Origin of the sequence: Citrobacter sp. NCU1 (genome assembly GCF_010231475.1) — a bacterium.
Taxonomy (GTDB): Bacteria; Pseudomonadota; Gammaproteobacteria; order Enterobacterales; family Enterobacteriaceae; genus Citrobacter_D.
The window spans coordinates 51,425-75,975 of the sequence record NZ_NRDO01000006.1 but is presented as its reverse complement, the minus strand read 5'-3'; the positions used below and the strand labels follow the sequence as shown (position 1 = coordinate 75,975).

At 52.6% G+C, this 24,551-nt stretch carries 25 protein-coding genes; 14 read left to right on the top strand and 11 right to left on the bottom strand.

Annotated elements, in window-relative coordinates; translation table 11 throughout:
* Nucleotides 1-33 precede the first annotated feature (33 nt).
* Nucleotides 34-318, top strand: a complete 285-nt coding sequence (sfsB, locus tag CJP72_RS02645; protein ID WP_162379355.1) for a DNA-binding transcriptional regulator SfsB — start codon at nucleotides 34-36, stop codon at nucleotides 316-318.
* Between the two features lie 59 nt (nucleotides 319-377).
* On the opposite strand, the gene murA is transcribed toward sfsB, so the two are convergent.
* The 7 genes from murA to mlaF all read right to left on the bottom strand — a co-directional run bounded on the left by murA (nucleotide 378) and on the right by mlaF (nucleotide 5,227).
* Nucleotides 378-1,637 carry a UDP-N-acetylglucosamine 1-carboxyvinyltransferase gene (murA, locus tag CJP72_RS02640; protein ID WP_162379354.1) on the bottom strand — a complete coding sequence of 420 codons (1,260 nt, stop codon included), beginning with the start codon at nucleotides 1,635-1,637 and terminating at the stop codon, nucleotides 378-380.
* Between the two features lie 53 nt (nucleotides 1,638-1,690).
* Nucleotides 1,691-1,945, bottom strand: a complete 255-nt coding sequence (gene ibaG, locus CJP72_RS02635) for a BolA family iron metabolism protein IbaG (protein ID WP_162379353.1) — start codon at nucleotides 1,943-1,945, stop codon at nucleotides 1,691-1,693.
* A 170-nt stretch (nucleotides 1,946-2,115) separates the two neighbouring features.
* On the bottom strand, nucleotides 2,116-2,409 hold the full coding sequence (gene mlaB, locus CJP72_RS02630; protein ID WP_162379352.1) for a lipid asymmetry maintenance protein MlaB: 294 nt from the start codon (nucleotides 2,407-2,409) through the stop codon (nucleotides 2,116-2,118).
* Nucleotides 2,409-3,044 (bottom strand): phospholipid-binding protein MlaC, encoded by a 636-nt coding sequence (gene mlaC, locus CJP72_RS02625; RefSeq protein WP_162379351.1) that lies wholly within the window; start codon nucleotides 3,042-3,044, stop codon nucleotides 2,409-2,411. Before mlaC ends, mlaB begins: the two co-directional genes overlap by 1 nt.
* A gap of 18 nt (nucleotides 3,045-3,062) precedes the next feature.
* A complete protein-coding gene (gene mlaD, locus CJP72_RS02620; protein ID WP_162379350.1) occupies nucleotides 3,063-3,620 on the bottom strand; it encodes an outer membrane lipid asymmetry maintenance protein MlaD in 558 nt (185 codons plus the stop codon).
* A gap of 4 nt (nucleotides 3,621-3,624) precedes the next feature.
* Nucleotides 3,625-4,407, bottom strand: coding sequence for a lipid asymmetry maintenance ABC transporter permease subunit MlaE (gene mlaE / locus CJP72_RS02615; RefSeq protein ID WP_162379349.1), 783 nt, complete (start codon nucleotides 4,405-4,407; stop codon nucleotides 3,625-3,627).
* 7 nt (nucleotides 4,408-4,414) lie between these two features.
* Nucleotides 4,415-5,227, bottom strand: coding sequence for a phospholipid ABC transporter ATP-binding protein MlaF (gene mlaF, locus CJP72_RS02610; protein WP_162379348.1), 813 nt, complete (start codon nucleotides 5,225-5,227; stop codon nucleotides 4,415-4,417).
* A gap of 212 nt (nucleotides 5,228-5,439) precedes the next feature.
* On the opposite strand from mlaF, the gene CJP72_RS02605 reads away from it, so the two are divergent.
* From CJP72_RS02605 to yrbL, 12 genes are all read left to right on the top strand, one after another.
* Entirely contained in the window at nucleotides 5,440-6,417 is a 978-nt protein-coding gene (locus CJP72_RS02605) for a calcium/sodium antiporter (protein ID WP_162379347.1), read from the top strand.
* 13 nt (nucleotides 6,418-6,430) lie between these two features.
* Nucleotides 6,431-7,417 (top strand): arabinose-5-phosphate isomerase KdsD, encoded by a 987-nt coding sequence (kdsD, locus tag CJP72_RS02600; protein ID WP_162379346.1) that lies wholly within the window; start codon nucleotides 6,431-6,433, stop codon nucleotides 7,415-7,417.
* 19 nt (nucleotides 7,418-7,436) lie between these two features.
* Complete coding sequence (kdsC, locus tag CJP72_RS02595) at nucleotides 7,437-8,003, top strand: 3-deoxy-manno-octulosonate-8-phosphatase KdsC (protein WP_162379345.1); 567 nt, start codon at nucleotides 7,437-7,439, stop codon at nucleotides 8,001-8,003.
* Nucleotides 8,000-8,575, top strand: coding sequence for an LPS export ABC transporter periplasmic protein LptC (gene lptC, locus CJP72_RS02590; protein WP_162379344.1), 576 nt, complete (start codon nucleotides 8,000-8,002; stop codon nucleotides 8,573-8,575). Before kdsC ends, lptC begins: the two co-directional genes overlap by 4 nt.
* Nucleotides 8,544-9,098 (top strand): lipopolysaccharide ABC transporter substrate-binding protein LptA, encoded by a 555-nt coding sequence (gene lptA / locus CJP72_RS02585; RefSeq protein WP_162379343.1) that lies wholly within the window; start codon nucleotides 8,544-8,546, stop codon nucleotides 9,096-9,098. The genes lptC and lptA overlap by 32 nt, the downstream gene beginning before the upstream one ends.
* Nucleotides 9,099-9,104: 6 nt before the next feature.
* Nucleotides 9,105-9,830 carry an LPS export ABC transporter ATP-binding protein gene (lptB, locus tag CJP72_RS02580; protein WP_162379342.1) on the top strand — a complete coding sequence of 242 codons (726 nt, stop codon included), beginning with the start codon at nucleotides 9,105-9,107 and terminating at the stop codon, nucleotides 9,828-9,830.
* A 47-nt stretch (nucleotides 9,831-9,877) separates the two neighbouring features.
* A complete protein-coding gene (gene rpoN, locus CJP72_RS02575) occupies nucleotides 9,878-11,311 on the top strand; it encodes an RNA polymerase factor sigma-54 (protein ID WP_162379341.1) in 1,434 nt (477 codons plus the stop codon).
* A gap of 22 nt (nucleotides 11,312-11,333) precedes the next feature.
* Entirely contained in the window at nucleotides 11,334-11,621 is a 288-nt protein-coding gene (gene hpf / locus CJP72_RS02570) for a ribosome hibernation promoting factor (RefSeq protein ID WP_162379340.1), read from the top strand.
* 118 nt (nucleotides 11,622-11,739) lie between these two features.
* The gene (gene ptsN, locus CJP72_RS02565) at nucleotides 11,740-12,231 is read left to right on the top strand and encodes a PTS IIA-like nitrogen regulatory protein PtsN (protein ID WP_162379339.1); all 492 of its coding nucleotides are present in this window, start codon (nucleotides 11,740-11,742) and stop codon (nucleotides 12,229-12,231) included.
* Nucleotides 12,232-12,276: 45 nt separating this feature from the next.
* Entirely contained in the window at nucleotides 12,277-13,131 is an 855-nt protein-coding gene (rapZ, locus tag CJP72_RS02560; RefSeq protein WP_162379338.1) for an RNase adapter RapZ, read from the top strand.
* Nucleotides 13,128-13,400: a PTS phosphocarrier protein NPr gene (gene npr, locus CJP72_RS02555; RefSeq protein WP_012135339.1), complete on the top strand. Its 273-nt coding sequence runs from the start codon at nucleotides 13,128-13,130 to the stop codon at nucleotides 13,398-13,400. Before rapZ ends, npr begins: the two co-directional genes overlap by 4 nt.
* A 306-nt stretch (nucleotides 13,401-13,706) precedes the next feature.
* Entirely contained in the window at nucleotides 13,707-14,339 is a 633-nt protein-coding gene (gene yrbL / locus CJP72_RS02550; protein ID WP_162379337.1) for a PhoP regulatory network protein YrbL, read from the top strand.
* 7 nt (nucleotides 14,340-14,346) lie between these two features.
* On the opposite strand, the gene mtgA is transcribed toward yrbL, so the two are convergent.
* The 4 genes from mtgA to CJP72_RS02530 form a co-directional block, all read right to left on the bottom strand.
* On the bottom strand, nucleotides 14,347-15,078 hold the full coding sequence (gene mtgA, locus CJP72_RS02545; RefSeq protein WP_162379336.1) for a monofunctional biosynthetic peptidoglycan transglycosylase: 732 nt from the start codon (nucleotides 15,076-15,078) through the stop codon (nucleotides 14,347-14,349).
* The gene (gene elbB / locus CJP72_RS02540) at nucleotides 15,075-15,728 is read right to left on the bottom strand and encodes an isoprenoid biosynthesis glyoxalase ElbB (protein WP_162379335.1); all 654 of its coding nucleotides are present in this window, start codon (nucleotides 15,726-15,728) and stop codon (nucleotides 15,075-15,077) included. The genes mtgA and elbB overlap by 4 nt, the downstream gene beginning before the upstream one ends.
* Before the next feature lie 231 nt (nucleotides 15,729-15,959).
* Entirely contained in the window at nucleotides 15,960-18,296 is a 2,337-nt protein-coding gene (gene arcB / locus CJP72_RS02535) for an aerobic respiration two-component sensor histidine kinase ArcB (RefSeq protein WP_162379334.1), read from the bottom strand.
* A gap of 172 nt (nucleotides 18,297-18,468) precedes the next feature.
* Nucleotides 18,469-19,404: a TIGR01212 family radical SAM protein gene (locus tag CJP72_RS02530; RefSeq protein ID WP_162379333.1), complete on the bottom strand. Its 936-nt coding sequence runs from the start codon at nucleotides 19,402-19,404 to the stop codon at nucleotides 18,469-18,471.
* 686 nt (nucleotides 19,405-20,090) lie between these two features.
* Here CJP72_RS02530 and gltB point away from each other — a divergent pair.
* Nucleotides 20,091-24,551 carry a glutamate synthase large subunit gene (gene gltB / locus CJP72_RS02525; protein ID WP_162379332.1) on the top strand — a complete coding sequence of 1,487 codons (4,461 nt, stop codon included), beginning with the start codon at nucleotides 20,091-20,093 and terminating at the stop codon, nucleotides 24,549-24,551.

Sequence of the window (24,551 nt, the reverse complement as noted above, 5' to 3'; positions counted from 1 at the left end):
CTGCACACGACCGACCAAAGGAGTGAGGGATTGATGGAGAGTAAACTCATTGACTGGCATCCCGCCGATATTATTGCTGGATTACGTAAAAAAGGGACATCTATGGCTGCAGAATCACGCAGAAATGGACTCAGTTCTTCTACGTTAGCGAATACCTTAACCCGCCCATGGCCAAAAGGTGAATTGATTATTGCGCAAGCACTGGGAACGAATCCCTGGGTAATTTGGCCATCACGATATCATGATTCGCAGACACACGAATTTATCGACAGAACACGACTGATGCGCGCTCGAAGAGAGAAAAAGATCGTAGAGTGAAGAGAATCGGTAATCCCCATATTGCAGCAATGAATGGGGATTACCGAAGCAGAAGGTGATTATTCGCCTTTCACACGCTCAATGTTCGCACCAAGCGCACGCAGTTTATCTTCAATACGCTCATAACCGCGATCGATATGATAAATGCGATCCACCACTGTGGTGCCTTCCGCAATACAACCCGCCAGCACCAGGCTCGCAGATGCCCGCAGATCCGTCGCCATCACCTGAGCACCAGAGAGTTTTTCAACGCCGTGGCAAATCACCGTGTTGCTTTCGATTTCTGCATGCGCGCCCATACGACTCAGTTCAGGTACATGCATGAAACGGTTTTCAAAAACGGTTTCCGTGATGAATCCGGTCCCTTCCGCCACCAGGTTCAGCAGAGTGAACTGCGCCTGCATATCGGTCGGGAACGCCGGATGCGGCGCAGTACGCACATTGACCGCTTTCGGGCGTTTGCCGTGCATGTCGAGGCTGATCCAGTCAGCGCCAACTTCAATGTCCGCGCCAGCATCACGCAGTTTTGCCAGAACCGCGTCCAGCGTGTCTGGCTGCGCGTTACGGCAGACAATTTTGCCACGAGAAATGGCCGCAGCGACCAGGAACGTACCGGTTTCAATACGGTCAGGCAGAACGCGGTAGACACCGCCCCCCAAACGCTCAACGCCTTCGATGGTGATACGGTCAGTGCCCTGCCCGGTGATCTTCGCACCCAGCGCAATCAGGAAGTTTGCGGTATCGACAATCTCAGGTTCACGGGCGGCATTTTCGATAATGGTGGTGCCTTCTGCCAACGTAGCGGCGCACATGATAGTGACCGTTGCGCCAACGCTGACTTTGTCCATCACGATATGCGCGCCTTTCAGACGCCCTTCCACTGACGCTTTAACGTACCCTTCTTCCAGCTTGATAGAGGCGCCCAGCTGTTCCAGACCCGTGATGTGCAGGTCTACCGGACGCGCACCGATAGTGCAGCCACCCGGCAGAGAAACCTGACCCTGACCAAAACGCGCCACCAGCGGGCCAAGGGCCCAAATGGATGCACGCATGGTTTTCACCAGGTCATAAGGGGCGCAGAAAACGTTCACATCGCTGGCATCAATATACACAGAGCCATTACGTTCAACTTTTGCACCCAGCTGACTCAACAGCTTCATTGACGTATCAACGTCTTTCAGTTTAGGGACGTTCTGAATTTCTACCGGCTCTTCTGCCAGCAATGCGGCGAAGAGGATCGGCAGGGCGGCATTTTTAGCGCCTGATATTGTGACTTCGCCCTGGAGCGTGGTTGGCCCCTGAACACGAAATTTATCCATTATTCTGTTCTCTGTTAAGAATTCATACTCGCTACCGGTGAGTCACCCGTAGCTCAAAAACCGTTAAGTTTGCGATCGCGTGCCCACTCAGCAGGCGTGAATGTTTTGATCGACACGGCATGGATGCGGTTGTCCGCAATGTACTCCATCAACGGACCATAGACCGCTTGCTGTTTCTTGACCCGGCTCATGCCGTCAAACATCTCACCCACGGCAATAACCTGAAAGTGACTGCCATCGCCAGAGACGTGGACTTCCTGGAGGGAGAGTGCGCTCATCAGCACGCTCTGAATTTCATGATTTTCCATGGGCTCTTTATTCGTCAAATAGTGAAAACAGCCCAACATCTTAGTGCAAAGTGGCGCTGTCTTAAATAAGCAAAAAGCCCCGTCGATAAATCAGACAAGGCTTTGGTGGTTGCCACCCTTTCAGGGGTTTTGCCGGATGGCGGCACAAGGCCTTATCCGGCCTACAAAAATTAGCGTGGCAACACGTCGTTGGGTAAATTGTAAAGCTGCGCCAGCGTATAAACTTTGTCGTTTACACCCCTAAGCGAAACAGTATTACCCTGCCGTTTTGCCTGATTAATGAGATGGACCAGTAACGCCAGCCCTCCCGAATCTACCCGGGAAACCTGGCTCAGATCGATGCAAGTGACACCTTTCATGATCTCCACACGTACATCCCATAACGGGTTTAGCACGTCCTGATCCAGTTCACCCGCTAACGCCAGCTTTTCACCTTCACGCGTCCAGCTGAGTGACTGCGTCATTATTTTTTCTCTTCCAGAGTGATTTTTTGTTGAGCGATAGATTTCAACTGTGCGGTCAGGCCATCAATACCTTTGGTACGCAGCAGGTCGCTCCACTCATTTTGTTTAGTGGTGATCATGCTGACACCTTCCGCGATCATGTCATAGGCTTGCCAGTGACCGGTCTGCGTGTTTTTACGCCACTGGAAATCCAGGCGAACCGGAGGACGACCGTTCGGATCATTGATGGTGACGCGAATCGGTACAATAGTCGCATCGCCCAGCGGTTGTTCCGGCGCAATCTGGTAGGTCTGGCCATGATACATCGCCAAAGCCTGACCATAAGCCTGTTTCAGGTATTCACGAAACGCGGCGAAATAGGCATCGCGTTGTGCCGGAGTGGCATCTTTGTAGTAACGCCCCAGGACCAGCGCACCAGCATATTTCACCTGCACATACGGCAGCAATTCTTGATCAACAACATCACGTAGGTAATCCGGGTTAGCACGGATTTTAGGCTGTTCGTTTTTAAGACGGTCAAAGGTTTTCTGCGCCGCTTCGTCCATCTGTTTGTACGGGTTGGTCTGGTCAGCCGCCGTTGCAGCACTCAGCGGTGCAATCACCAGCAGCGCTACCATCATTAATCGTTTAAACATACGTCGATTCTCCTGAGATTATTTCGTTGCGCCCGCAGGCCCAGTAGCGTCATTATTGCCTTCCGTTGCGGCAGGCGCATCGCCAGAATTCTTATTCTCATCTCCTTTACTGTTGCTGTTGTAAAGGAACTGACCAATCATATCTTCCAGAACCATTGCCGATTTGGTGTCCTGAATTGTACTGCCATCCTTGAGCATAGCCGTTCCGAGCTCTGGATCGTCGAAACCGACATTCAGAGCCAGGTATTGCTCACCCAACAAACCGGAGGTACGGATGCTCAAGGAACTGGTATCAGGAATTTGGTTATAACGCTCTTCAATATCCAGCGTAACGCGTGGCAGATAGGTTTTCGGATCTAACGAGATATCTGAAACCCGGCCCACAACCACCCCGCCAATACGGACGGGAGAACGTTCTCTCAGTCCACCAATGTTATCGAAAGTCGCATAAACCGTGTAGGTCGGCTCCGTACGCATGGAGGTGACGTTCGCCGCTTTCAGGCAGATAAACAACGCCGCCAGCAGCGCAACCAACAAGAAAATCCCCACCCAAATTTCATTTTTTTTCGTTTGCATGAACTCAATTCCCAAACATCAGTGCGGTCAGCACAAAATCCAGACCAAGAACGGCCAGAGACGCGTGCACAACGGTGCGTGTCGTTGCCCGGCTAATCCCGGCAGAAGTCGGGATCGCATCATATCCATTGAACAGTGCAATCCACGTTACCGTAATGGCAAACACCACGCTCTTAATCAAACAGTTCACAAGATCAAGGCGCCAGTCGACAGCGTTCTGCATCGCCGACCAGAAGAAACCAGCATCGATACCTTTCCAGCTTACGCCAACCAGCGAACCGCCCCAGACGCCCACCGCCACAAAAATAATGGTGAGCAGTGGCAACGAAATAACGCCCGCCCAGAAGCGCGGGGAAATCACCCGGCGCAATGGATCGACCGCCATCATTTCCATACTGGAAAGCTGCTCGGTCGCACGCATAAGACCAATTTCTGCGGTTAAGGCAGAGCCGGCACGCCCGGCAAACAACAGTGCAGCAACAACCGGCCCCAGTTCACGCAGCAACGACAGCGCCACCAGCATACCGAGACTGGTTTCCGCGCTGTAAGTCGTCAGCACCAGATAGCCTTGCAGTCCAAGCACCATGCCTATGAACACACCAGACACAATAATGATAAGCATCGACAAGACACCCACATTATAGAGCTGGCGAATCAGCAACGGCGCATGCTTACGAAACTCCGGCTTACCAACCACCGCATTGAATAACATTAACCCGGCCCGCCCGAACGTCCTGAGAGTTTTGATCCCTCTGTGTCCGAGTGATGCCAGCGCATTTAACAGCATGAGTGGCTTAACTCCCTGTTTCGAATAAATCGGTGTGATAGTCGCCCGCGGGGTAACGGAACGGAACGGGTCCGTCGGCGATACCGTCAAGGAACTGGCGTACGCGTGGGTCTGCGTTCTCTTGCAGCGCCTGAGCACTGCCATGAGCCACAATTTTTTTATCCGCCATTATATAGGCGTGATCCGCAATACTCAGCACTTCGGGAACATCGTGAGACACCACAACGCAGGTCACGCCCAGTGAACTGTTCAGTTCTGAAATCAGCTTCACCAGCACGCCCATGGTGATAGGGTCCTGACCCACGAACGGTTCATCAAACATGATGAGATCCGGCTCCAGAGCAATAGCGCGCGCTAACGCCGCCCGTCGCGCCATACCGCCAGAAAGTTCAGAAGGCATTAATTTTGCAGCGCCGCGCAACCCAACAGCCTCAAGTTTCATCATGACGGTACTTTTGAGTAGGGCTGCGGGTAAATGCGTATGCTCTCTCAGCGGATATGCCACGTTATCAAACACATTCATGTCCGTGAACAGCGCCCCTGACTGAAACAACATACTCATACGCTTACGTACAGTGTATAGCCGTGAACGGGACATGGCGGGAACATTCTCGCCGTCAAACAGAATCTCTCCTTTGTCAGGCGCGATCTGCCCACCGATCAGGCGTAACAGCGTGGTTTTACCGATGCCCGACGGCCCCATGATCGCGGTGACCTTTCCACGTGGCACCGTCAGGGAAATATTATCGAAAATACAGCGATCGCCACGGGTAAAGCTGACGTCGCGCATATCGACTAAATTCGCCGCAGACTGACCCATTGATTCATCCTTCGTATTACTTTGTTGATCTCATCATGGCGTCGAATTTCACCATGAACCCAACATATTTACAGAATATTACCCGCCCTGGTTAGCTAAAGCTGGCATTTGTTTTACTTTTTAGCCGCATAAAGTCAAAATTAAGAATTCGTTACGGCCTCCAGGCAATCTCTCCCGTGGACCGGCGAGTATACCTGAAGAAAGGACTTTAGATGCTTTTAGCAACGGCGCTGTTAATTATTGGTTTACTTCTGGTCGTCTACAGTGCCGATCGCCTGGTGTTTGCCGCTTCCATTCTATTTCGAACATTGGGTATTCCGCCGCTCGTCATTGGGATGACGGTGGTCAGTATCGGAACATCGTTACCGGAAATTATCGTGTCGGTCGCCGCATCGCTGCATGGACAACTCGATCTCGCTGTCGGTACGGCAATGGGTTCAAATATCACCAATATTTTGTTGATCTTAGGCCTGGCCGCACTGTTTCACCCTTTTACCGTGCATTCTGATGTTCTGCGTCGTGAATTGCCATTAATGTTATTCGTCAGCGTTCTGGCAGGTTATGTCCTGCACGATGGGCAACTCAGCCGCAGTGATGGAATCTTTCTCCTACTTCTGGCTGTGCTATGGCTGCTATTCATTGTTAAAATCGCCCGTCTGGCCGACAGCAAGGGTAATGACAACCTTACCCGGGAACAGGTTGCAGAGTTACCGCGTGAAGGCGGATTGCCCGTTGCATTTTTGTGGCTCGGCATCGCTCTGATTATCATGCCCATGGCAACCCGTATGGTGGTCGATAACGCAACTGTACTGGCCAATTATTTTGCCACGAGCGAACTGACTATCGGGTTAACCGTGGTGGCTATCGGCACCAGTTTACCTGAATTGGCGACCGCTATCGCGGGTGTGCGTAAAGGAGAAAATGCTATTGCCGTCGGCAACATCATCGGCGCTAACATTTTTAATATCGTTATCGTGTTGGGGTTACCGGCGCTGATCGCTCCGGGTAGCGTTAACCTTTTGGCCTTTGGGCGTGATTACGGTGTCATGCTGCTGGTCAGTATTATTTTTGCGTTACTCTGCTGGCGTCGTTCGCGCCGAATAGGTCGGGGCGCGGGCGTGTTGTTGACTGGCGGTTTTATCATATGGCTGGCGATGCTGTACTGGATATCGCCACTTCTCGTTGGGTAACTGGAAACGGATTATGTCTCACTTAGAGTTGCAACCGGGTTTTGACTTTCAGCTAGCAGGCAAAGAAGTCCTGGAAATTGAACGTGAAGGCCTGGCCGAACTAGGCCAGTACATCAACCAGAACTTCACCCTTGCGTGTGAAAAAATGTTCTGGTGCGCGGGCAAAGTCGTCGTGATGGGGATGGGGAAATCAGGGCACATTGGGCGCAAAATGGCGGCAACATTTGCCAGTACCGGTACGCCATCATTTTTTGTTCATCCTGGTGAAGCAGCGCACGGCGATCTCGGCATGGTGTCGCCGCAGGATGTGGTTATTGCCATTTCAAACTCCGGCGAATCGAGTGAAATCACGGCGTTGATCCCCGTACTCAAGCGCCTGCATGTCCCACTCATCTGTATAACCGGCCGACCAGAAAGCAGCATGGCACGTGCCGCAGATGTGCATCTGTGTGTTAAAGTGCCCCGGGAAGCCTGCCCGCTGGGTCTGGCGCCAACCAGCAGCACCACCGCCACATTGGTGATGGGGGACGCGCTTGCCGTCGCCTTATTAAAAGCCCGAGGATTCACCGCAGAAGACTTCGCGTTATCCCATCCGGGCGGGGCACTTGGACGTAAACTTTTGCTACGCGTTAACGATATCATGCATACGGGTGATGAAATCCCGCATGTGAAAAAGGACGCCAGCCTGCGTGATGCGCTGTTGGAAATCACGCGTAAGAATCTTGGGATGACCGTCATTTGTGATGACGATATGAAGATTAACGGTATCTTCACGGATGGTGATTTACGTCGCGTCTTTGATATGGGTGGTGATGTTCGCCAGTTAGGGATTGCCGATGTTATGACACCAGGGGGTATTCGCGTACGTCCAGGTATTCTCGCCGTTGATGCTCTGAATTTGATGCAATCCCGCCATATTACCTCGGTGCTGATTGCCGATGGCGACCAGTTACTCGGTGTGTTACATATGCATGATCTCCTGCGTGCAGGCGTAGTGTAGAAACTCAAGGATAATAAAAATGAGTACAGCAGGTGCGTCGCTTGCGACCTGTTATGGACCCGTCAGCACCCAGGTCATCGCCAGGGCGGAAAACATCCGTCTTCTCATCCTCGATGTTGATGGCGTACTGTCTGACGGTCTGATTTATATGGGCAATAACGGTGAAGAGCTGAAGGCCTTCAACGTCCGTGATGGCTACGGTATTCGTTGCGCACTCACTTCCGGTATTGAGGTTGCCATTATTACCGGACGAAAAGCTAAACTTGTAGAAGATCGCTGTGCCACACTTGGGATCACTCATCTCTATCAGGGTCAGTCAGACAAGTTGATCGCATTTGCCGATCTGCTGAATAAACTGGGCATGGCGCCAGAAAACGTCGCCTATGTCGGTGATGATCTGATCGACTGGCCTGTGATGGAAAAAGTGGGACTGAGCGTTGCGGTGGCGGACGCTCACCCATTGTTGATTCCACGCGCCGATTACGTGACACGTATTGACGGAGGTCGCGGTGCCGTGCGGGAGGTTTGCGATTTATTACTATTGGCACAGGGCAAACTGGATGAGGCCAAAGGGCAATCGATATGAGTAAAACCAGACGTTGGGTTATCATTGTGCTGTCGTTGGCCATTCTGGTGCTTATCGGTATCAATCTGGCCGATAAAGACGATGCGTCCCAGGTTGTCGTGAATAACAGCGACCCCACTTATAAAAGTGAGCATACGGATACCGTCGTATACAGTCCTGAGGGGGCGCTGAACTATCGCCTCATCGCTCAACATGTTGAATACTATTCAGATCAGGCGGTTTCGTGGTTTACCCGCCCGGTGTTAACCACCTTTGATAAGGATAAAATCCCGACATGGTCGATTAAGGCCGACAAAGCCAGGTTGACCGATGACCGGATGCTGTATCTCTACGGCCACGTTGAAGTCAACGCGTTGGTGCCTGACTCTCAACTACGCAGAATTACGACCGATAACGCGAAGATCAATCTGGTAACGCAGGATGTTACTTCTGACGATCTCGTCACGTTATACGGAACAACATTTAACTCCAGCGGACTGAAAATGCGCGGCAACTTACGCAGCAAGAACGCCGAGCTGATTGAAAAGGTTAGAACCTCCTATGAAATTCAAAACAAACAAACTCAGCCTTAATCTTGTGCTTGCCAGCTCACTTCTGGCCGCCAGCATTCCGGTGTTCGCCGTTACAGGCGATACCGAGCAGCCGATTCATATTGAATCGGACCAGCAGTCCCTGGACATGCAGGGCAATGTCGTCACCTTCACCGGTAACGTCATCGTCACCCAGGGCACCATTAAAATTAACGCCGATAAAGTGGTAGTTACCCGTCCGGGTGGCGAAGAAGGCAAAGAAGTGATTGATGGCTTCGGCAACCCTGCCACCTTCTATCAGATGCAGGACAACGGTAAACCAGTAAAAGGCCGCGCCTCGAAAATGCATTATGAGCTGGCAAAAGATTTCGTCATCCTCACTGGCAACGCCTACCTGGAACAGCTCGACAGCAACATTACCGGCGACAAGATCACCTATCTGGTGAAAGAGCAAAAAATGCAGGCCTTTAGTGAAAAAGGCAAACGTGTGACCACGGTACTGGTTCCGTCGCAGCTGCAAGACAAAAACAAAGGCCAGGCCCCGGCACAGAAGAAGGGTAACTAATTCGTTATGGCAACATTAACTGCAAAGAATCTTGCAAAGGCCTATAAGGGCCGCCGGGTGGTGGAAGATGTCAGTCTGACCGTCAACTCCGGGGAGATCGTGGGGCTTCTCGGTCCAAACGGTGCGGGTAAAACCACGACCTTTTATATGGTTGTGGGTATCGTACCGCGCGATGCAGGCAACATCATTATTGATGACGAAGATATCAGCCTGCTGCCGCTGCATGCGCGTGCGCGCCGCGGTATTGGCTATCTGCCGCAGGAAGCCTCCATTTTCCGTCGCCTGAGCGTATTTGATAACCTGATGGCGGTGTTGCAAATCCGTGACGATCTGTCGAGCGAACAGCGCGAAGACAGAGCCAATGAACTGATGGAAGAATTTCACATCGAGCACCTGCGCGACAACCTGGGGCAGTCGCTCTCCGGTGGTGAACGCCGTCGTGTGGAAATCGCCCGTGCGCTGGCGGCAAACCCTAAATTTATCCTGCTGGATGAACCTTTTGCCGGTGTTGACCCCATTTCTGTTATCGATATTAAACGCATCATTGAGCATCTGCGCGACAGCGGACTCGGCGTATTGATCACCGACCATAACGTCCGTGAAACGCTGGCGGTCTGCGAACGCGCGTACATTGTGAGTCAGGGGCACCTCATCGCACACGGTACACCGACAGAGATCCTGCAAGACGATCACGTTAAACGTGTATACCTTGGGGAAGACTTCAGACTCTGATAGGGTAGAAGATTGCGACGTCATAGCGGGAGAAAATCACTCTGAACATGAAGCAAGGTTTGCAACTCAGGCTCAGCCAACAACTGGCAATGACGCCTCAGCTACAACAGGCAATCCGTCTGTTGCAGTTGTCCACGCTGGAACTTCAGCAAGAACTTCAGCAAGCGCTGGAAAGTAATCCACTGCTCGAGCAAACCGATCTTCACGAAGAAATCGACACCCAGGAAAGTCAGGACAGTGAAACCCTGGACACCGCAGACGCACTCGAACAAAAAGAGATGCCGGAAGAGCTGCCGCTTGATGCCAGTTGGGATGAAATCTACACCGCAGGAACGCCGTCCGGAACCAGTGGCGACTATATCGACGATGAGCTGCCGATCTATCAGGGTGAGACCACGCAGTCGCTACAGGATTACCTGATGTGGCAGGTCGAGCTGACGCCGTTTTCTGACACCGACCGGGCAATTGCCACGTCGATCGTTGATGCAGTAGACGAAACCGGCTATCTCACTGTCTCGCTGGATGACATCCTTGAGAGCATGGGTGACGAAGAGGTAGACATTGATGAAGTCGAAGCCGTCCTTAAACGCATTCAGCGTTTTGACCCTGTCGGCGTGGCGGCAAAAGATCTTCGTGACTGTTTGCTGATCCAACTCTCGCAATTCGACACTGCTACCCCCTGGCTACAAGAGGCTCGCCTGATCATCAGCGATCACCTTGATCTGTTGGCCAATCACGATTTTCGCTCATTGATGCGTGTCACCCGCCTGAAAGAAGAGGTGCTCAAAGAAGCGGTCAATCTTATTCAGTCGCTCGATCCCAGACCTGGGCAGTCTATCCAGACCGGCGAGCCGGAATACGTGATCCCTGATGTGCTGGTCCGTAAACATAACGGTCACTGGACGGTGGAACTGAACAGCGACAGCATTCCTCGTTTGCAGATCAATCAGCACTATGCCGCCATGTGCCATGGAGCGCGTAACGATGCTGACAGCCAGTTTATCCGCAGCAATCTTCAGGATGCGAAGTGGCTGATAAAAAGTCTCGAAAGCCGTAACGATACATTGCTGCGCGTCAGCCGCTGTATCGTTGAGCAGCAGCAAGCCTTCTTTGAGCAGGGCGAAGAGTTTATGAAACCGATGGTGCTGGCGGATATCGCCCAGGCCGTCGAAATGCATGAGTCGACAATTTCCCGAGTGACGACGCAGAAGTATCTGCACAGCCCGCGCGGGATTTTTGAACTGAAATATTTCTTCTCCAGCCACGTCAATACCGAAGGCGGCGGCGAAGCCTCGTCCACGGCGATACGAGCGCTGGTGAAGAAGTTAATTGCTGCGGAAAACCCCGCGAAACCACTGAGCGACAGCAAGTTAACCTCTATGCTGTCAGAACAAGGTATCATGGTGGCGCGTCGTACCGTTGCGAAGTACCGAGAATCTTTATCCATTCCGCCGTCTAACCAGCGCAAACAACTGGTGTGACCCAACCGATAAGGAAGACACTATGCAGCTCAACATTACTGGAAATAACGTCGAAATTACTGAAGCTTTGCGCGAGTTTATTTCAAGCAAATTCGCTAAGCTTGAACAGTATTTTGATCGGATTAATCAGGTCTACATTGTGTTGAAAGTGGAGAAAGTGACCCACACCTCGGACGCGACACTGCATGTGAACGGCGGCGAGATTCATGCCAGTGCCGAAGGTCAGGATATGTATGCCGCGATTGACGGATTGATTGATAAACTGGCCCGGCAGTTAACGAAACATAAAGATAAACTGAAACAACACTAATAGTCCGGGCAGTTAACGGGTGCAGGACGGCCTGTTGTGAAACACAACGGGCCATTTGTACAGTTAGCGCTCCGAATCTGACCCGCCAGTTGGATGGGGCAGGTTCTTAGGTGAAATTATGATAAATAACGATTCGACTCTACAACTGAGCAGTGTACTTAACCAGGAATGTACGCGCAGTGGCGTCCACTGCCAAAGCAAAAAACGCGCGCTGGAAATCATCAGCGAACTGGCGGCAAAACAGCTCAGCCTGCCCTCTCAAGTGGTTTTTGAAGCCATTCTGACGCGTGAGAAAATGGGCAGTACAGGGATTGGTAATGGCATCGCAATCCCACACGGAAAGCTGGAAGAAGATACGCTACGCGCTGTCGGTGTGTTCGTACAACTCGAAACGCCGATTGCTTTCGACGCTATAGATAATCAGCCTGTCGACTTGCTCTTTGCCTTGCTTGTTCCTGCCGACCAAACCAAAACGCATTTGCATACGCTGTCTCTGGTAGCGAAACGCCTGGCGGATAAAACCATCTGCCGCCGCCTGCGCTCAGCCCAAAGTGACGAAGAACTGTATAAAATCATCACTGACACCGAAGGTGAACAGGATGAAGCATAACAACCCAATGGCATCCCTTTTTGTCGTTGTGAGGAGAAACGGTACATGGTACTGATGATCGTCAGCGGTCGTTCAGGGTCAGGTAAGTCTGTCGCCCTGCGTGCGCTGGAAGATATGGGTTTTTACTGCGTGGATAACCTTCCCGTAGTGCTGTTGCCCGATCTGGCCCGAACCCTGGCCGATCGCCAAATTTCTGCGGCTGTCAGCATCGATGTGCGCAACATGCCGGAATCACCGGAGATTTTCGAGCAGGCAATGAACAACCTGCCGGATGCCTTCTCCCCTCAGTTATTATTTCTCGATGCCGATCGCAACACGTTAATTCGCCGTTACAGCGACACGCGCCGCCTGCACCCGCTGTCCAGCAAGAATCTGTCGCTGGAAAGCGCCATTGATGAAGAAAGTGATTTGCTGGAACCTTTGCGTTCCCGCGCCGATCTTATCGTTGATACGTCAGAAATGTCGGTACATGAACTGGCAGAGATGTTGCGAACTCGTCTGCTGGGCAAACGTGAACGCGAACTGACGATGGTCTTCGAATCCTTCGGCTTCAAGCACGGTATTCCGATTGATGCGGATTATGTGTTTGATGTGCGCTTCCTGCCTAACCCGCACTGGGACCCGAAACTGCGCCCAATGACAGGCCTGGATAAGCCGGTTGCCGCGTTCCTCGACAGGCACACAGAAGTACACAATTTTATATATCAGACTCGCAGCTATCTTGAGCTATGGTTACCGATGCTGGAGACAAACAACCGCAGCTACCTCACCGTAGCCATTGGTTGTACTGGCGGGAAACACCGTTCGGTGTATATTGCAGAGCAGTTGGCAGACTACTTCCGTTCTCGCGGCAAGAATGTGCAGTCACGCCATCGTACGCTGGAAAAACGCAAAACATGACCGTGAAGCAGACTGTTGAAGTCACGAATAAGCTGGGTATGCACGCCCGGCCAGCAATGAAACTCTTTGAATTAATGCAGGGTTTTGAAGCTGAAGTATTATTACGCAATGATGAAGGCACTGAGGCTGAAGCAAACAGTGTGATTGCACTGCTAATGCTGGACTCAGCGAAAGGACGCCAAATCGAAATCGAAGCCACCGGCCCTCAGGAAGTAGAAGCGCTGGCGGCGGTCATCGCGCTGTTCAATTCAGGGTTCGACGAAGACTAACCGGACGTTAGTCTGCGTTAGCGCCACATCTCCCGCAGGATACCCGCCAACCCGGTATAAGGACGCTTACCGGGCGGGACTACCTGTATATACACGGCAACGGAACTGCCCCCGTCAGAAAACCCACAAAGTTCACCGCCTTCATGGTGCCCCCTGTCAACCGTTACATTTAGACATTATTTGTACATTTGGTGCTCTTTTTTGCCCTATAACAATATTAAGAAAACCTTAAGACTGATCGTTTAAGATTCATTTAAGTTGGAAGGTCATACTGGATTTATGTCAGAAAACATTTCCAGAGATCTCATGATACGTTTATCCCAACAGATCCCCCTGGGCACCGGAAGACATCGTAAATGTTATGCGCATCCGGATGATGCCCGGCGTTGTATTAAAATCGTCTACCACAATGGGGATGGCGGCGACAAAGAAATCCGACGCGAGCTGAAATATTACGCGCACCTGTCACGCCACCTGAAAGACTGGAGCGGTATTCCGCGTTATTACGGCACGGTGGAAACCGACTGTGGTACAGGTTACGTCTACGATGTCATCGCCGACTTTGATGGCAAACCGTCCGTCACGTTGACGGAGTTTGCTGCCCAGTGTCGCTATGAAGAAGACGTCGTTGTCTTGCGTCAACTCCTGAAAAAGCTCAAACGCTATTTGCATGACAACCGTATTGTCACTATGACCCTGAAGCCGCAGAATATTCTGTGTCATCGCATCAACGAATCAGAGGTGATCCCGGTGATTTGCGACAATATCGGGGAGAGTACGTTTATTCCACTGGCGACCTGGTCGAAATGGTTCTGTGCGCGTAAACAACAAAGATTGTGGGAGCGGTTTATCGCCCAACCCGCACTTGCGGTAGCGCTGAAGAAAGACACGTCGTCGAAAGACAGAAATACACTGGCCCTGTCTTCCCGCGAAGCGTAATGCCCGTTTATTGGTACAGACGGTGGCGAGTCATAAATGACTCTCCACCTAGCTGGCGCATTTGGCGAAGGATCCACGCCTGGCGGCTACGTACATAACCTGAAGGCGCACTGGCTTTAAACCGTAAAGGATTCGGTAGCACCGCAGCCAACAGCGCCGCCTCCGACATCGTTAACCGACTGGCGGGTTTGTGAAAATAATGCTGTGCGGCAGCTTCCACGCCAAAAATTCCGTTCCCAAACTCCGCGATATTCAGATAGACCGTCAGAATACGCTTTTTACTCCAGACCGTTTCCATCCCTAATGTTAAACCGGCTTCCAGCCCTTTACGCACCCAACTGCGACCATCCCATAAGAACAGGTTTTTCGCGGTCTGCTGCGATAACGTAGACGCCCCCCGAATACGGTTCTCATTGCGTTCATTGTGCGCCAGCGCTTTCTCGATGGAAGCCATATCAAATCCCCAGTGGTCGGGGAATTTCTGATCTTCTGCAGCAATCACCGCCAGCCCCATCCACGGAGAAATTTCGTCCATGCTAACCCAGTCAGAATGCGCCACGTAGTCAACGTTGCCCTGCAACCATGCGCCAATTTGCCGCTCCACCATGACCGCCGAGAAGGGTACGGGCACCACGCTGAAGAACGTGATCCCCCCGCCCCAAAAAGCCGCCAGCACGATAACCGCGCGCAGAAAAAAGCGCTTTAGGATAGCCAGCGGTTTATCGTGCTCTTTACTCATTCGGTTAAAGCCAGTACGCGCGACACCAGTTTTTCGATACCGAGTGATGCCTGAGCAATATCCTGCGCCAGCATATACGCAGGCGTGGTAACAATTTTGTTGTCTTCATCCACCACAATATCGTCGACCGGGCACGGCACATGCTCTGCGCCCATATCTTCCAGCACTTCAGCCGTATCAATATCGGTACCGATGGTCACGCGCAGTGGAAAATCGAAAATTTTCGGTAACATCGCGGGCGCAATGCACATGAATCCCAGTGGTTTACCCGACTGATGCATTGCCACCGCCAGCGCAGCCAGATCGCTGTCGACCCGGCATTCACTGCCCTGACTGGCGAAATTACTTAGGTTTTTCGCTGCCCCAAAACCGCCGGGGACAATCAGCGCATCCAGGTCGCTGGCAACAGCCAGGGCCAGCGGGCGAATATCGCCCCGCGTAATACGCGCCGCTTCAATCAGAACATTGCGTGAGTCTGCCATCGTTTCGCCAGTCAGATGATTAATCACATCCGTTTGCTGCCGGTCAGGTGCAAAACAGATGGCCTGAGCGTCATTACAGGCTATCGCCAGTAAGGTCAAAACGGCTTCATGAATTTCAGAACCGTCATAAACACCACAGCCACTGAGCACTACACCAATTTTTTTCATCGTCATCGTCCTTTTCGCATCTGACTGAAACGTATTAATAATTGTAATAAGAATGCTACGCTTCACACATTTTGCTGATTCATGTAACAAAACATTTAAGATGTTGCTATCTTAACTGCGTGCGGCCTGAAAAATAGAGCTGCGCCCTTGTAAATCATTACTATAACGTACGGCGCAGCCACGATTTCCCTGGTGTTGGCGCAGTGTTCGCGCACCCCGGTCAAGCCGGGGTCATTTTTTTCCAGCGTTTGCCACCCAGGCTTTCAGGACAGCGACATCGTGCTGCCACTCCTGCTTCATCTCTTCAATCCATTCACCCACGTTATCTTCCCAGGCCGGGAGATCCGGAGATTGAATTTGCTGGCCGAGTTGTTGCAGGTGGCGCAGGCCAACGGAACCCGCCGCACCTTTAATTTTGTGGCCTTCTTCAACAACACCTTTTTTGTCACGCGCCGTTAAATTGGATTCCAGCACACTTAAATAACCCGGCATCATCTTCTCAAACACCGCCAGACCGTCGGTAATTAACTTCGGCCCAACCAGTTCGATGTACTGCTCTAACATCGGGATATCTAACAGCGCTTGCGATTTACTGCTTTCTTCAGGTGTCACAGTGCTCTCCTCTTTATCACGGGTATCCCAGTATTTTTTAATCATGGCCGTTAGCGCTGGAACGGACAACGGCTTGCTCAGCACATCGTCCATTCCCGCATCTAAATACTCTTTTTTGTCTTTCAGCACGTTGGCGGTCAATGCCACCAGCGGCGGCAGGTCTTCCCGCGCATAGCGCTGGGTGAGTTCCCGGGAGATATCCAGCCCGGTCATGTCCGGCAATTGAATATCCAGCAGCACCAAATCGTATTCGCCCGGGGTAAACATGTCTAATGCGGCCTTTCCGGTCATCGCCACATCCACGCTGTTACCCAACTTTTCCAGCACCGAACGCGCGACAATCACGTTCAGTTCAATGTCTTCGACCAGCAGTACATTAAGCGCAGGCAGCGGTAACTCGTTTTCCTCAAAGGCATCTTCCACTTCTTCCGCAACGGCGGGAGCATGCACGGTGAGCGTAAAGACAGAGCCGTGGCCCGGCTGGCTGGAAACCGTAATGTCGCCGCCCATGTTTTTGGCCAGACGACGTGATACAGCAAGACCAATCCCGGTGCCCGTCGCGGGTTTACCGCCGTGGCTGTCTTTCACCTGATAATACATGGCGAAGATTTTATCCTGCTCGTCCTGCGGGATACCGATCCCGGAATCTTCGACTTCAAAGTGCAGCATATCGCCTTCATCAAAACGGGCCCGCACCGTCACCTGACCTTGCTGGGTGAACTTAACGGCGTTACTGATCAGATTCCACAGGATCTGACGCAGTCGCGTGCCGTCAGTAATCACCTTATGCGGTAATGGCAAGGTCGGTTCAAGGACAAAACGCAGCCCTTTCTGCTGAGCTTGCAAACCGGAGAGGTTCTCGAGATCCGCCATAAAGCTGGTGAAATCTATTGGCTGATTATTCAGTTGAACCTTACGCCGCTCCATCTTATCCATATCAATAATATCGTTGAAAATATTACCCAGCGTCACCGCTGAAACATGGATAGTTTTCAGGTATTTTTCCTGTTCGCTCGTCAGGTCAGTGTCGAGCAGAATGCGACTCAAACCGACAATACCGTTCAGCGGGGTGCGTAATTCATGGCTGATGGTTGAAATAAACGTCGTTTTATCGCGGCTGGCGCGCTCAAGCGCATCCTGATAGCGCTTGCGTTCGGTAATATCACGGCCAAAACCCATAAGACCGTGACGCTTACCCACGCGATCGTAATAAGGCACTTTGCGAATTTCAAAGCAGGCTTTGCGACCGTCGGGATAATCCAGCCATTGCTCATAGGTCAGCGACACATTGTGACGAAAAACTTTCTCGTCCGTTTCAATCACTTTCTCAGCCGCTTCTGGCGAGTACACATCGACAGGTCTTAAGTTGACCAGTTGCTTTTCGCTCTTCCCGGTCAGCAGTTCCATTGCACGGTTGCAGCCAGAAAACTCTTTATCTTCATTACGATAAAAAACCAGATCCGGCGAAGCGTCGAGGAAGGAACGTAAGAAAGAGGATTGCTGTTCAAGCTGGATTTGCGTCTCTTCACGCTCTTTAATTTCCACCTTAAGCTGCTCAAACGTCGAGTGCCGTTCCGCTTCTGCTTTTTCGCGGTCCGCAATTTCCTGATTAAGCTGGGAAATATTGTCTTTTAACTGCACGTTGAGCTTGAGATCGCGTTCACGCATCTCTTCCAGCTTTTGGACCAGACGCGACAAACGTTGCCTGGACTCTTCCAGTTGCTCCACCACCACTGACAGGAAATAGACCGCCCAGGGGGTGATGAGCAGGCCGAAAAAGATCGAGCGAATCACATCGATACTTTCGACCTCGCCGTGCAATACCATGGTGACAGCCATCTGCACCACAATGGCCAGCACGACCAACGCCAGCGCTAACAGCAGTGAAAAACGCACCAAACCTAATTTCATCATCAGGTCGACATAATACTGCGCCAGCATACGGATTTGCTTCATAGAGGGTTCCTTCACGACTACCTGGCACAATAATACTCAATTATGAGCAAGGCGTTGAAGAATGTGTGAAAAATGCGTGAATAGAGCGATCTTTACGCCGGATGACGGCTAGCGCCTGATTTAGCCTGCTGTTCCCAGGCCAGGCCGGATACGCGCAGTGCCCTCTTACATATCAAGACACATTGTCAGGCATCACCCAACTACGTCCCAGTGCTGAGCCCTGCACGCCGTGTTCATTCAGGTACTTATCCAGCTCCACCATCCCGGTCCAGCGGTTTTCGCACCACAGCGGGGCAAGTAATGTTGGCCGACGGGCGCTGGCAGAGATGCGGTGGAAAATCACCTCCGGCGGCGTATGGCGGATCATCTCGCCTGCGGTAACGGTGTAATCCTCCAGCGCAATGCCGCTTAAGCGTCCCGCTTCCCACGCCTTCGCCATTATGCTGCCTTTAACAATGTGCAGCGGATGCAACTTAATACCCTCGACGCCGGTTTCCACGACACGCTCCAGCGTCTGCAGACATTCGCGCTGCCCCTCGCCAGGCAGGCCGACAATAAGGTGCGAGCAGACTTTTAACCCGCGCTCACGGGCAAGTTGGGTCGTTCGCTGATAACAGGCAAAATCATGACCACGATTGATGCGGTGTAGCGTTTTGTCGTGTGCGGTTTGCAGCCCCAGTTCCAGCCATACTTCATAGCCCTGATCTTTGTATTCGCACAACAGATCCAACACCGCATCGGGAACGCAGTCTGGGCGCGTGCCAACGCATAATCCCACAATGCTCGCCTGGCTTACGGCCTGTTGATACATCGAGCGCAATACCTGTACTTCGGCAAAGGTGCTGGTGTAAGCCTGGAAATAGGCCAGATAACGTTTGGCGCGATTGACCAAATTCGCCTGGTGTGCGAGTTGCTCGGCAATGGAGTGATGCTGCTGCGCTTCATCGGCAAAAGAGGCAACGTTACAGAAGGTGCATCCGCCACGTCCGATGGTGCCATCACGGTTTGGACAGCTAAACCCGCCGTGCAACGTCAGTTTATGAACCTTTTGCCCATAACGACGTGAAAGATCCCCACCAAACATATTGACTAATTTCTGTAACTGCATAATCTGATAGACCGCGCCTTGAAAAGAGGCCAAAGCCTGCCATTTTTAGCCTTTGTCGGCGATGACCTGGATCAATCGCCACGGCGGCCTTTTATCAATTGCATAACCAATCAAAATAAACGAAATTTCATTCAAAATAGCGTTGATTACATTTCCTTATCTCCCGCCATTTTTTTTCATCTTCTGAGCGCTTCAGCGTAAAAACAGTATCATGAAACGCCAGCTATCAATAAACCAGCATAAAATGCTGAATCTCACGAATAATCAAGCGTAGACTGGGGCCAACAGCCCTCCAAGACAGTGAGACAGATCACACTCCCCGCTCCGTATACCAGGCGTTAAATCAATGTAAAAAACCTACTATTTTCAATATATTCAATACATTAATCGACCTATAGCACATTTTTGCATAAATAAGATTGCCATTTGACCTGTGTGTGGATTCCCGATAAGTTGGAAATCCGCTGGAAGCTTTCTGGATGAGTAGTGTGCTCATCATATTTATGCAGTAATTGAGATTCCCTCTGACAGCAAGTCCTCAAACTTGTTTGACCTACGCAAAACGGATGAAAGAGGGCGAATGCGAGGTAAGCGTATGACACGCAAACCCCGTCGCCATGCTCTTGGTGTGCCCGTGCGCAGCGGTTCAGAGAGGCGTCCCTCAGAGCCTGGGGAGGTTCACTGATATGTTGTACGATAAATCTCTTGAGAGGGATAACTGTGGTTTCGGCCTGATCGCCCACATAGAAGGCGAACCTAGCCACAAGGTAGTGCGTACTGCTATACACGCGCTGGCCCGAATGCAGCACCGTGGCGCCATTCTCGCTGACGGTAAAACCGGCGATGGCTGCGGCTTGCTGCTGCAAAAACCTGACCGTTTTTTCCGCATTGTTGCCGAAGAGCGCGGCTGGCGTTTAGCCAAAAACTACGCTGTCGGCATGATCTTTCTGAATAAAGATCCTGAGCTGGCGGCCGTATCCCGTCGTATTGTCGAAGAAGAACTCCAGCAGGAAACCCTGTCGATTGTTGGCTGGCGCGAAGTACCGACCAACGAAGGTGTTCTCGGTGAAATCGCCCTCTCCTCTCTGCCACGTATTGAGCAAATTTTCGTTAACGCGCCTGCGGGCTGGCGTCCACGTGATATGGAACGCCGCCTGTTTATCGCCCGCCGCCGCATTGAAAAACGTCTGCAGGAAGATAAAGACTTCTACGTTTGCAGTCTGTCGAACCTGGTGAACATTTATAAAGGTCTGTGTATGCCGGCGGATCTGCCGCGCTTTTACCTGGACCTCGCGGACCTGCGTCTGGAATCGGCTATCTGCCTGTTCCACCAGCGCTTCTCCACCAACACCGTGCCGCGCTGGCCGCTGGCGCAGCCGTTCCGCTACCTGGCGCACAACGGTGAGATCAACACCATCCCCGGCAACCGCCAGTGGGCGCGCGCCCGCACCTATAAATTCCAGACGCCGCTGATCCCGGATTTGCAGTCCGCCGCCCCGTTCGTCAACGAAACCGGCTCAGATTCCAGTTCACTGGATAACATGCTGGAACTGTTGCTGGCCGGCGGGATGGATATCATCCGCGCCATGCGCTTGCTGGTACCGCCAGCCTGGCAGAACAACCCGGATATGGATCCGGATCTGCGCGCCTTCTTTGACTTTAACTCTATGCACATGGAGCCGTGGGACGGCCCGGCAGGCATCGTAATGTCTGATGGTCGCTTTGCGGCCTGTAACCTTGACCGTAACGGTCTGCGCCCGGCGCGCTACGTCATCACCAAAGATAAGCTGATCACCTGTGCTTCTGAAGTGGGGATCTGGGATTACCAGCCTGATGAAGTGGTCGAGAAAGGCCGCGTCGGCCCCGGCGAACTGATGGTGATCGATACCCGCGGTGGACGCATCCTGCACTCTGCGGAAACTGACGACGACCTGAAAAGCCGCCATCCGTATAAAGAGTGGATGGAGAAAAACGTCCGCCGTCTGGTGCCGTTTGAAGAACTGGCCGATGACCAGGTGGGTCAACGTGAGCTGGATGACGACACTCTCGCCAGCTACCAGAAACAGTTTAACTACAGCGCCGAAGAGCTGGATTCCGTGATCCGCGTGTTGGGCGAAAACGGTCAGGAAGCCGTGGGGTCAATGGGCGACGACACCCCGTTTGCCGTGCTCTCCAGCCAGCCACGTATCATTTACGACTACTTCCGCCAGCAGTTCGCGCAGGTCACCAACCCGCCGATCGATCCGCTGCGCGAAGCACACGTGATGTCGCTGGCCACCAGTATTGGTCGTGAGATGAACGTCTTCTGCGAAGCAGAAGGCCAGGCGCACCGTTTAAGCTTCAAATCGCCCATTTTGCTGTACTCCGATTTCAAACAGCTCACCACCATGAAAGAGGAGCATTATCGCGCGGATACGCTGGACATCACTTTCGACGTGACAGAAACCACGCTGGAAGAGACGGTAAAAGCGCTGTGCGACAAAGCCGAGCAAATGGTACGCAACGGCACCGTATTGCTGGTGCTCTCTGACCGTAACATCGGCAAAAACCGTTTGCCGGTTCCGGCTCCGATGGCGGTTGGCGCTGTACAGACCCGTCTGGTCGAACAAAGTCTGCGCTGTGATGCGAACATCATTGTCGAAACCGCCAGCACACGCGACCCGCACCACTTTGCCGTGCTGCTGGGCTTCGGTGCGACGGCAATCTATCCCTACCTCGCGTATGAGACGCTGGGCCGTCTGAGCGACACCCACGCGATTGCGAAAGACTATCGTACCGTGATGCTGAACTACCGTAACGGCATCAACAAAGGTCTTTACAAGATCATGTCCAAAATGGGCATCTCGACCATCGCCTCTTACCGCTGCTCAAAACTGTTTGAAGCCGTCGGTCTGCATGATGATGTGGTCAGCTTATGCTTCCAGGGCGTGGTCAGCCGTATCAGCGGCGCCGGTTTTACAGACTTCCAGCAAGACCTGCTGAATCTCTCCAAACATGCCTGGCTGGCGCGTAAACCGTTGGCTCAGGGTGGCCTGCTGAAATATGTTCACGGCGGCGAATATCACGCCTATAACCCGGATGTCGTGCGCACTCTGCAACAAGCAGTGCAGAGCGGTGAATACAGCGACTATCAGGAGTACGCGAAACTGGTCAACGAACGCCCGGCGACAACGCTGCGCGATCTACTGGCGATCACTCCCGGTGAAGCGGCCGTGAGCATTGATAAAGTCGAGCCCGCCACGGAACTGTTCAAACGCTTCGATACGGCAGCGATGTCTATCGGCGCACTGAGCCCGGAAGCACACGAAGCGCTGGCGGAAGCGATGAACAGCATCGGCGGCAACTCGAACTCCGGTGAAGGCGGTGAAGACCCGGCGCGCTATGGCACCAACAAAGTGTCACGCATCAAGCAGGTGGCTTCCGGTCGTTTCGGTGTGACCCCGGCGTATCTGGTGAACGCCGACGTGATTCAAATTAAAGTCGCGCAGGGCGCGAAACCGGGCGAAGGTGGTCAATTGCCGGGTGACAAAGTGACCCCGTATATCGCCAAACTGCGCTACTCGGTGCCAGGCGTGACGCTGATCTCCCCGCCGCCGCACCACGATATCTACTCTATTGAGGACTTAGCGCAGCTGATTTTCGACCTCAAACAGGTCAACCCGAAAGCGATGATCTCCGTGAAACTGGTTTCAGAACCCGGCGTCGGCACCATCGCCACCGGCGTGGCGAAAGCCTATGCCGATTTGATCACCATCGCCGGATACGACGGCGGCACCGGTGCGAGCCCGCTCTCGTCAGTGAAATACGCGGGCTGCCCGTGGGAACTGGGGCTGGTGGAAACCCAGCAGGCACTGGTGGCTAACGGTCTGCGTCATAAGATCCGTTTGCAGGTCGACGGCGGCCTGAAAACCGGCGTCGATATCATCAAAGCGGCCATTCTGGGTGCGGAAAGCTTCGGTTTCGGTACTGGCCCGATGGTAGCGCTTGGGTGTAAATACCTGCGTATTTGCCACCTGAATAACTGTGCAACGGGCGTGGCAACCCAGGACGACAAACTGCGTAAGAACCACTATCACGGTCTGCCGTTCAAAGTGACCAACTACTTTGAATTTATCGCCCGCGAAACCCGTGAATTGATGGCGCAACTGGGCGTGACGCGTCTGGTGGATCTGATTGGCCGTACCGATCTGCTCAAAGAGCTGGAAGGGTTTACCGCCAAACAGCAGAAACTGGAGCTGTCGCGACTGCTGGAAACGGCTGAGCCTCACCCCGGCAAGGCGTTGTTCTGTACGGAAAACAATCCACCGTTCGATAACGGCATCCTGAACACGCAGCTGTTGCAACAGGCAAAACCGTTCGTCGACGAGTGCCAGAGCAAAACATTCTGGTTTGATATTCGCAACACTGACCGTTCCGTCGGCGCATCGCTGTCTGGCTATATTGCGCAAACGCATGGCGATCAGGGACTGGCGGCGGACCCTATCAAAGCACACTTCAGCGGTACAGCAGGCCAAAGCTTCGGCGTATGGAACGCAGGCGGTGTGGAGTTGTACCTGACCGGTGATGCCAACGACTATGTCGGCAAAGGTATGGCAGGCGGCTTACTGGCGGTGCGTCCTCCGGTCGGTTCGGCCTTCCGCAGCCATGAGGCGAGCATTATCGGCAACACCTGTCTGTATGGCGCCACCGGAGGACGTTTGTTCGCCGCTGGCCGTGCAGGTGAACGTTTCGGTGTTCGTAATTCCGGCGCTATCACTGTCGTGGAAGGCATTGGCGACAATGGTTGTGAATACATGACCGGCGGTATTGTGTGCATTCTCGGTAAAACCGGGGTGAACTTTGGCGCGGGCATGACAGGTGGATTCGCCTACGTACTGGACGAGAGCGGCGATTTCCGCAAACGCGTAAACCCGGAGCTGGTGGAAGTGCTGAGCGTAGACTCGCTGGCTATCCACGAAGAACACCTGCGCGGTTTGATCACCGAGCATGTGCAGCATACCGGTTCTCAACGTGGTGAAGAAATTCTGGCGAACTGGCCCGCTTTCTCAGCGAAATTCGCGCTGGTTAAACCGAAGTCCAGTGATGTGAAAGCACTGTTGGGCCATCGTAGTCGTAGCGCAGCTGAGCTGCGTGTGCAGGCGCAGTAA

Bases quoted from the DNA above. Each gene is read 5' to 3' on its own strand.
- sfsB (WP_162379355.1), top strand. From the start codon at position 34: ATGGAGAGTAAACTCATTGACTGGCATCCCGCCGATATTATTGCTGGA.
- murA (WP_162379354.1), bottom strand. From the start codon at position 1,637: ATGGATAAATTTCGTGTTCAGGGGCCAACCACGCTCCAGGGCGAAGTC.
- ibaG (WP_162379353.1), bottom strand. From the start codon at position 1,945: ATGGAAAATCATGAAATTCAGAGCGTGCTGATGAGCGCACTCTCCCTC.
- mlaB (WP_162379352.1), bottom strand. From the start codon at position 2,409: ATGACGCAGTCACTCAGCTGGACGCGTGAAGGTGAAAAGCTGGCGTTA.
- mlaC (WP_162379351.1), bottom strand. From the start codon at position 3,044: ATGTTTAAACGATTAATGATGGTAGCGCTGCTGGTGATTGCACCGCTG.
- mlaD (WP_162379350.1), bottom strand. From the start codon at position 3,620: ATGCAAACGAAAAAAAATGAAATTTGGGTGGGGATTTTCTTGTTGGTT.
- mlaE (WP_162379349.1), bottom strand. From the start codon at position 4,407: ATGCTGTTAAATGCGCTGGCATCACTCGGACACAGAGGGATCAAAACT.
- mlaF (WP_162379348.1), bottom strand. From the start codon at position 5,227: ATGGGTCAGTCTGCGGCGAATTTAGTCGATATGCGCGACGTCAGCTTT.
- CJP72_RS02605 (WP_162379347.1), top strand. From the start codon at position 5,440: ATGCTTTTAGCAACGGCGCTGTTAATTATTGGTTTACTTCTGGTCGTC.
- kdsD (WP_162379346.1), top strand. From the start codon at position 6,431: ATGTCTCACTTAGAGTTGCAACCGGGTTTTGACTTTCAGCTAGCAGGC.
- kdsC (WP_162379345.1), top strand. From the start codon at position 7,437: ATGAGTACAGCAGGTGCGTCGCTTGCGACCTGTTATGGACCCGTCAGC.
- lptC (WP_162379344.1), top strand. From the start codon at position 8,000: ATGAGTAAAACCAGACGTTGGGTTATCATTGTGCTGTCGTTGGCCATT.
- lptA (WP_162379343.1), top strand. From the start codon at position 8,544: ATGAAATTCAAAACAAACAAACTCAGCCTTAATCTTGTGCTTGCCAGC.
- lptB (WP_162379342.1), top strand. From the start codon at position 9,105: ATGGCAACATTAACTGCAAAGAATCTTGCAAAGGCCTATAAGGGCCGC.
- rpoN (WP_162379341.1), top strand. From the start codon at position 9,878: ATGAAGCAAGGTTTGCAACTCAGGCTCAGCCAACAACTGGCAATGACG.
- hpf (WP_162379340.1), top strand. From the start codon at position 11,334: ATGCAGCTCAACATTACTGGAAATAACGTCGAAATTACTGAAGCTTTG.
- ptsN (WP_162379339.1), top strand. From the start codon at position 11,740: ATGATAAATAACGATTCGACTCTACAACTGAGCAGTGTACTTAACCAG.
- rapZ (WP_162379338.1), top strand. From the start codon at position 12,277: ATGGTACTGATGATCGTCAGCGGTCGTTCAGGGTCAGGTAAGTCTGTC.
- npr (WP_012135339.1), top strand. From the start codon at position 13,128: ATGACCGTGAAGCAGACTGTTGAAGTCACGAATAAGCTGGGTATGCAC.
- yrbL (WP_162379337.1), top strand. From the start codon at position 13,707: ATGATACGTTTATCCCAACAGATCCCCCTGGGCACCGGAAGACATCGT.
- mtgA (WP_162379336.1), bottom strand. From the start codon at position 15,078: ATGAGTAAAGAGCACGATAAACCGCTGGCTATCCTAAAGCGCTTTTTT.
- elbB (WP_162379335.1), bottom strand. From the start codon at position 15,728: ATGAAAAAAATTGGTGTAGTGCTCAGTGGCTGTGGTGTTTATGACGGT.
- arcB (WP_162379334.1), bottom strand. From the start codon at position 18,296: ATGAAGCAAATCCGTATGCTGGCGCAGTATTATGTCGACCTGATGATG.
- CJP72_RS02530 (WP_162379333.1), bottom strand. From the start codon at position 19,404: ATGCAGTTACAGAAATTAGTCAATATGTTTGGTGGGGATCTTTCACGT.
- gltB (WP_162379332.1), top strand. From the start codon at position 20,091: ATGTTGTACGATAAATCTCTTGAGAGGGATAACTGTGGTTTCGGCCTG.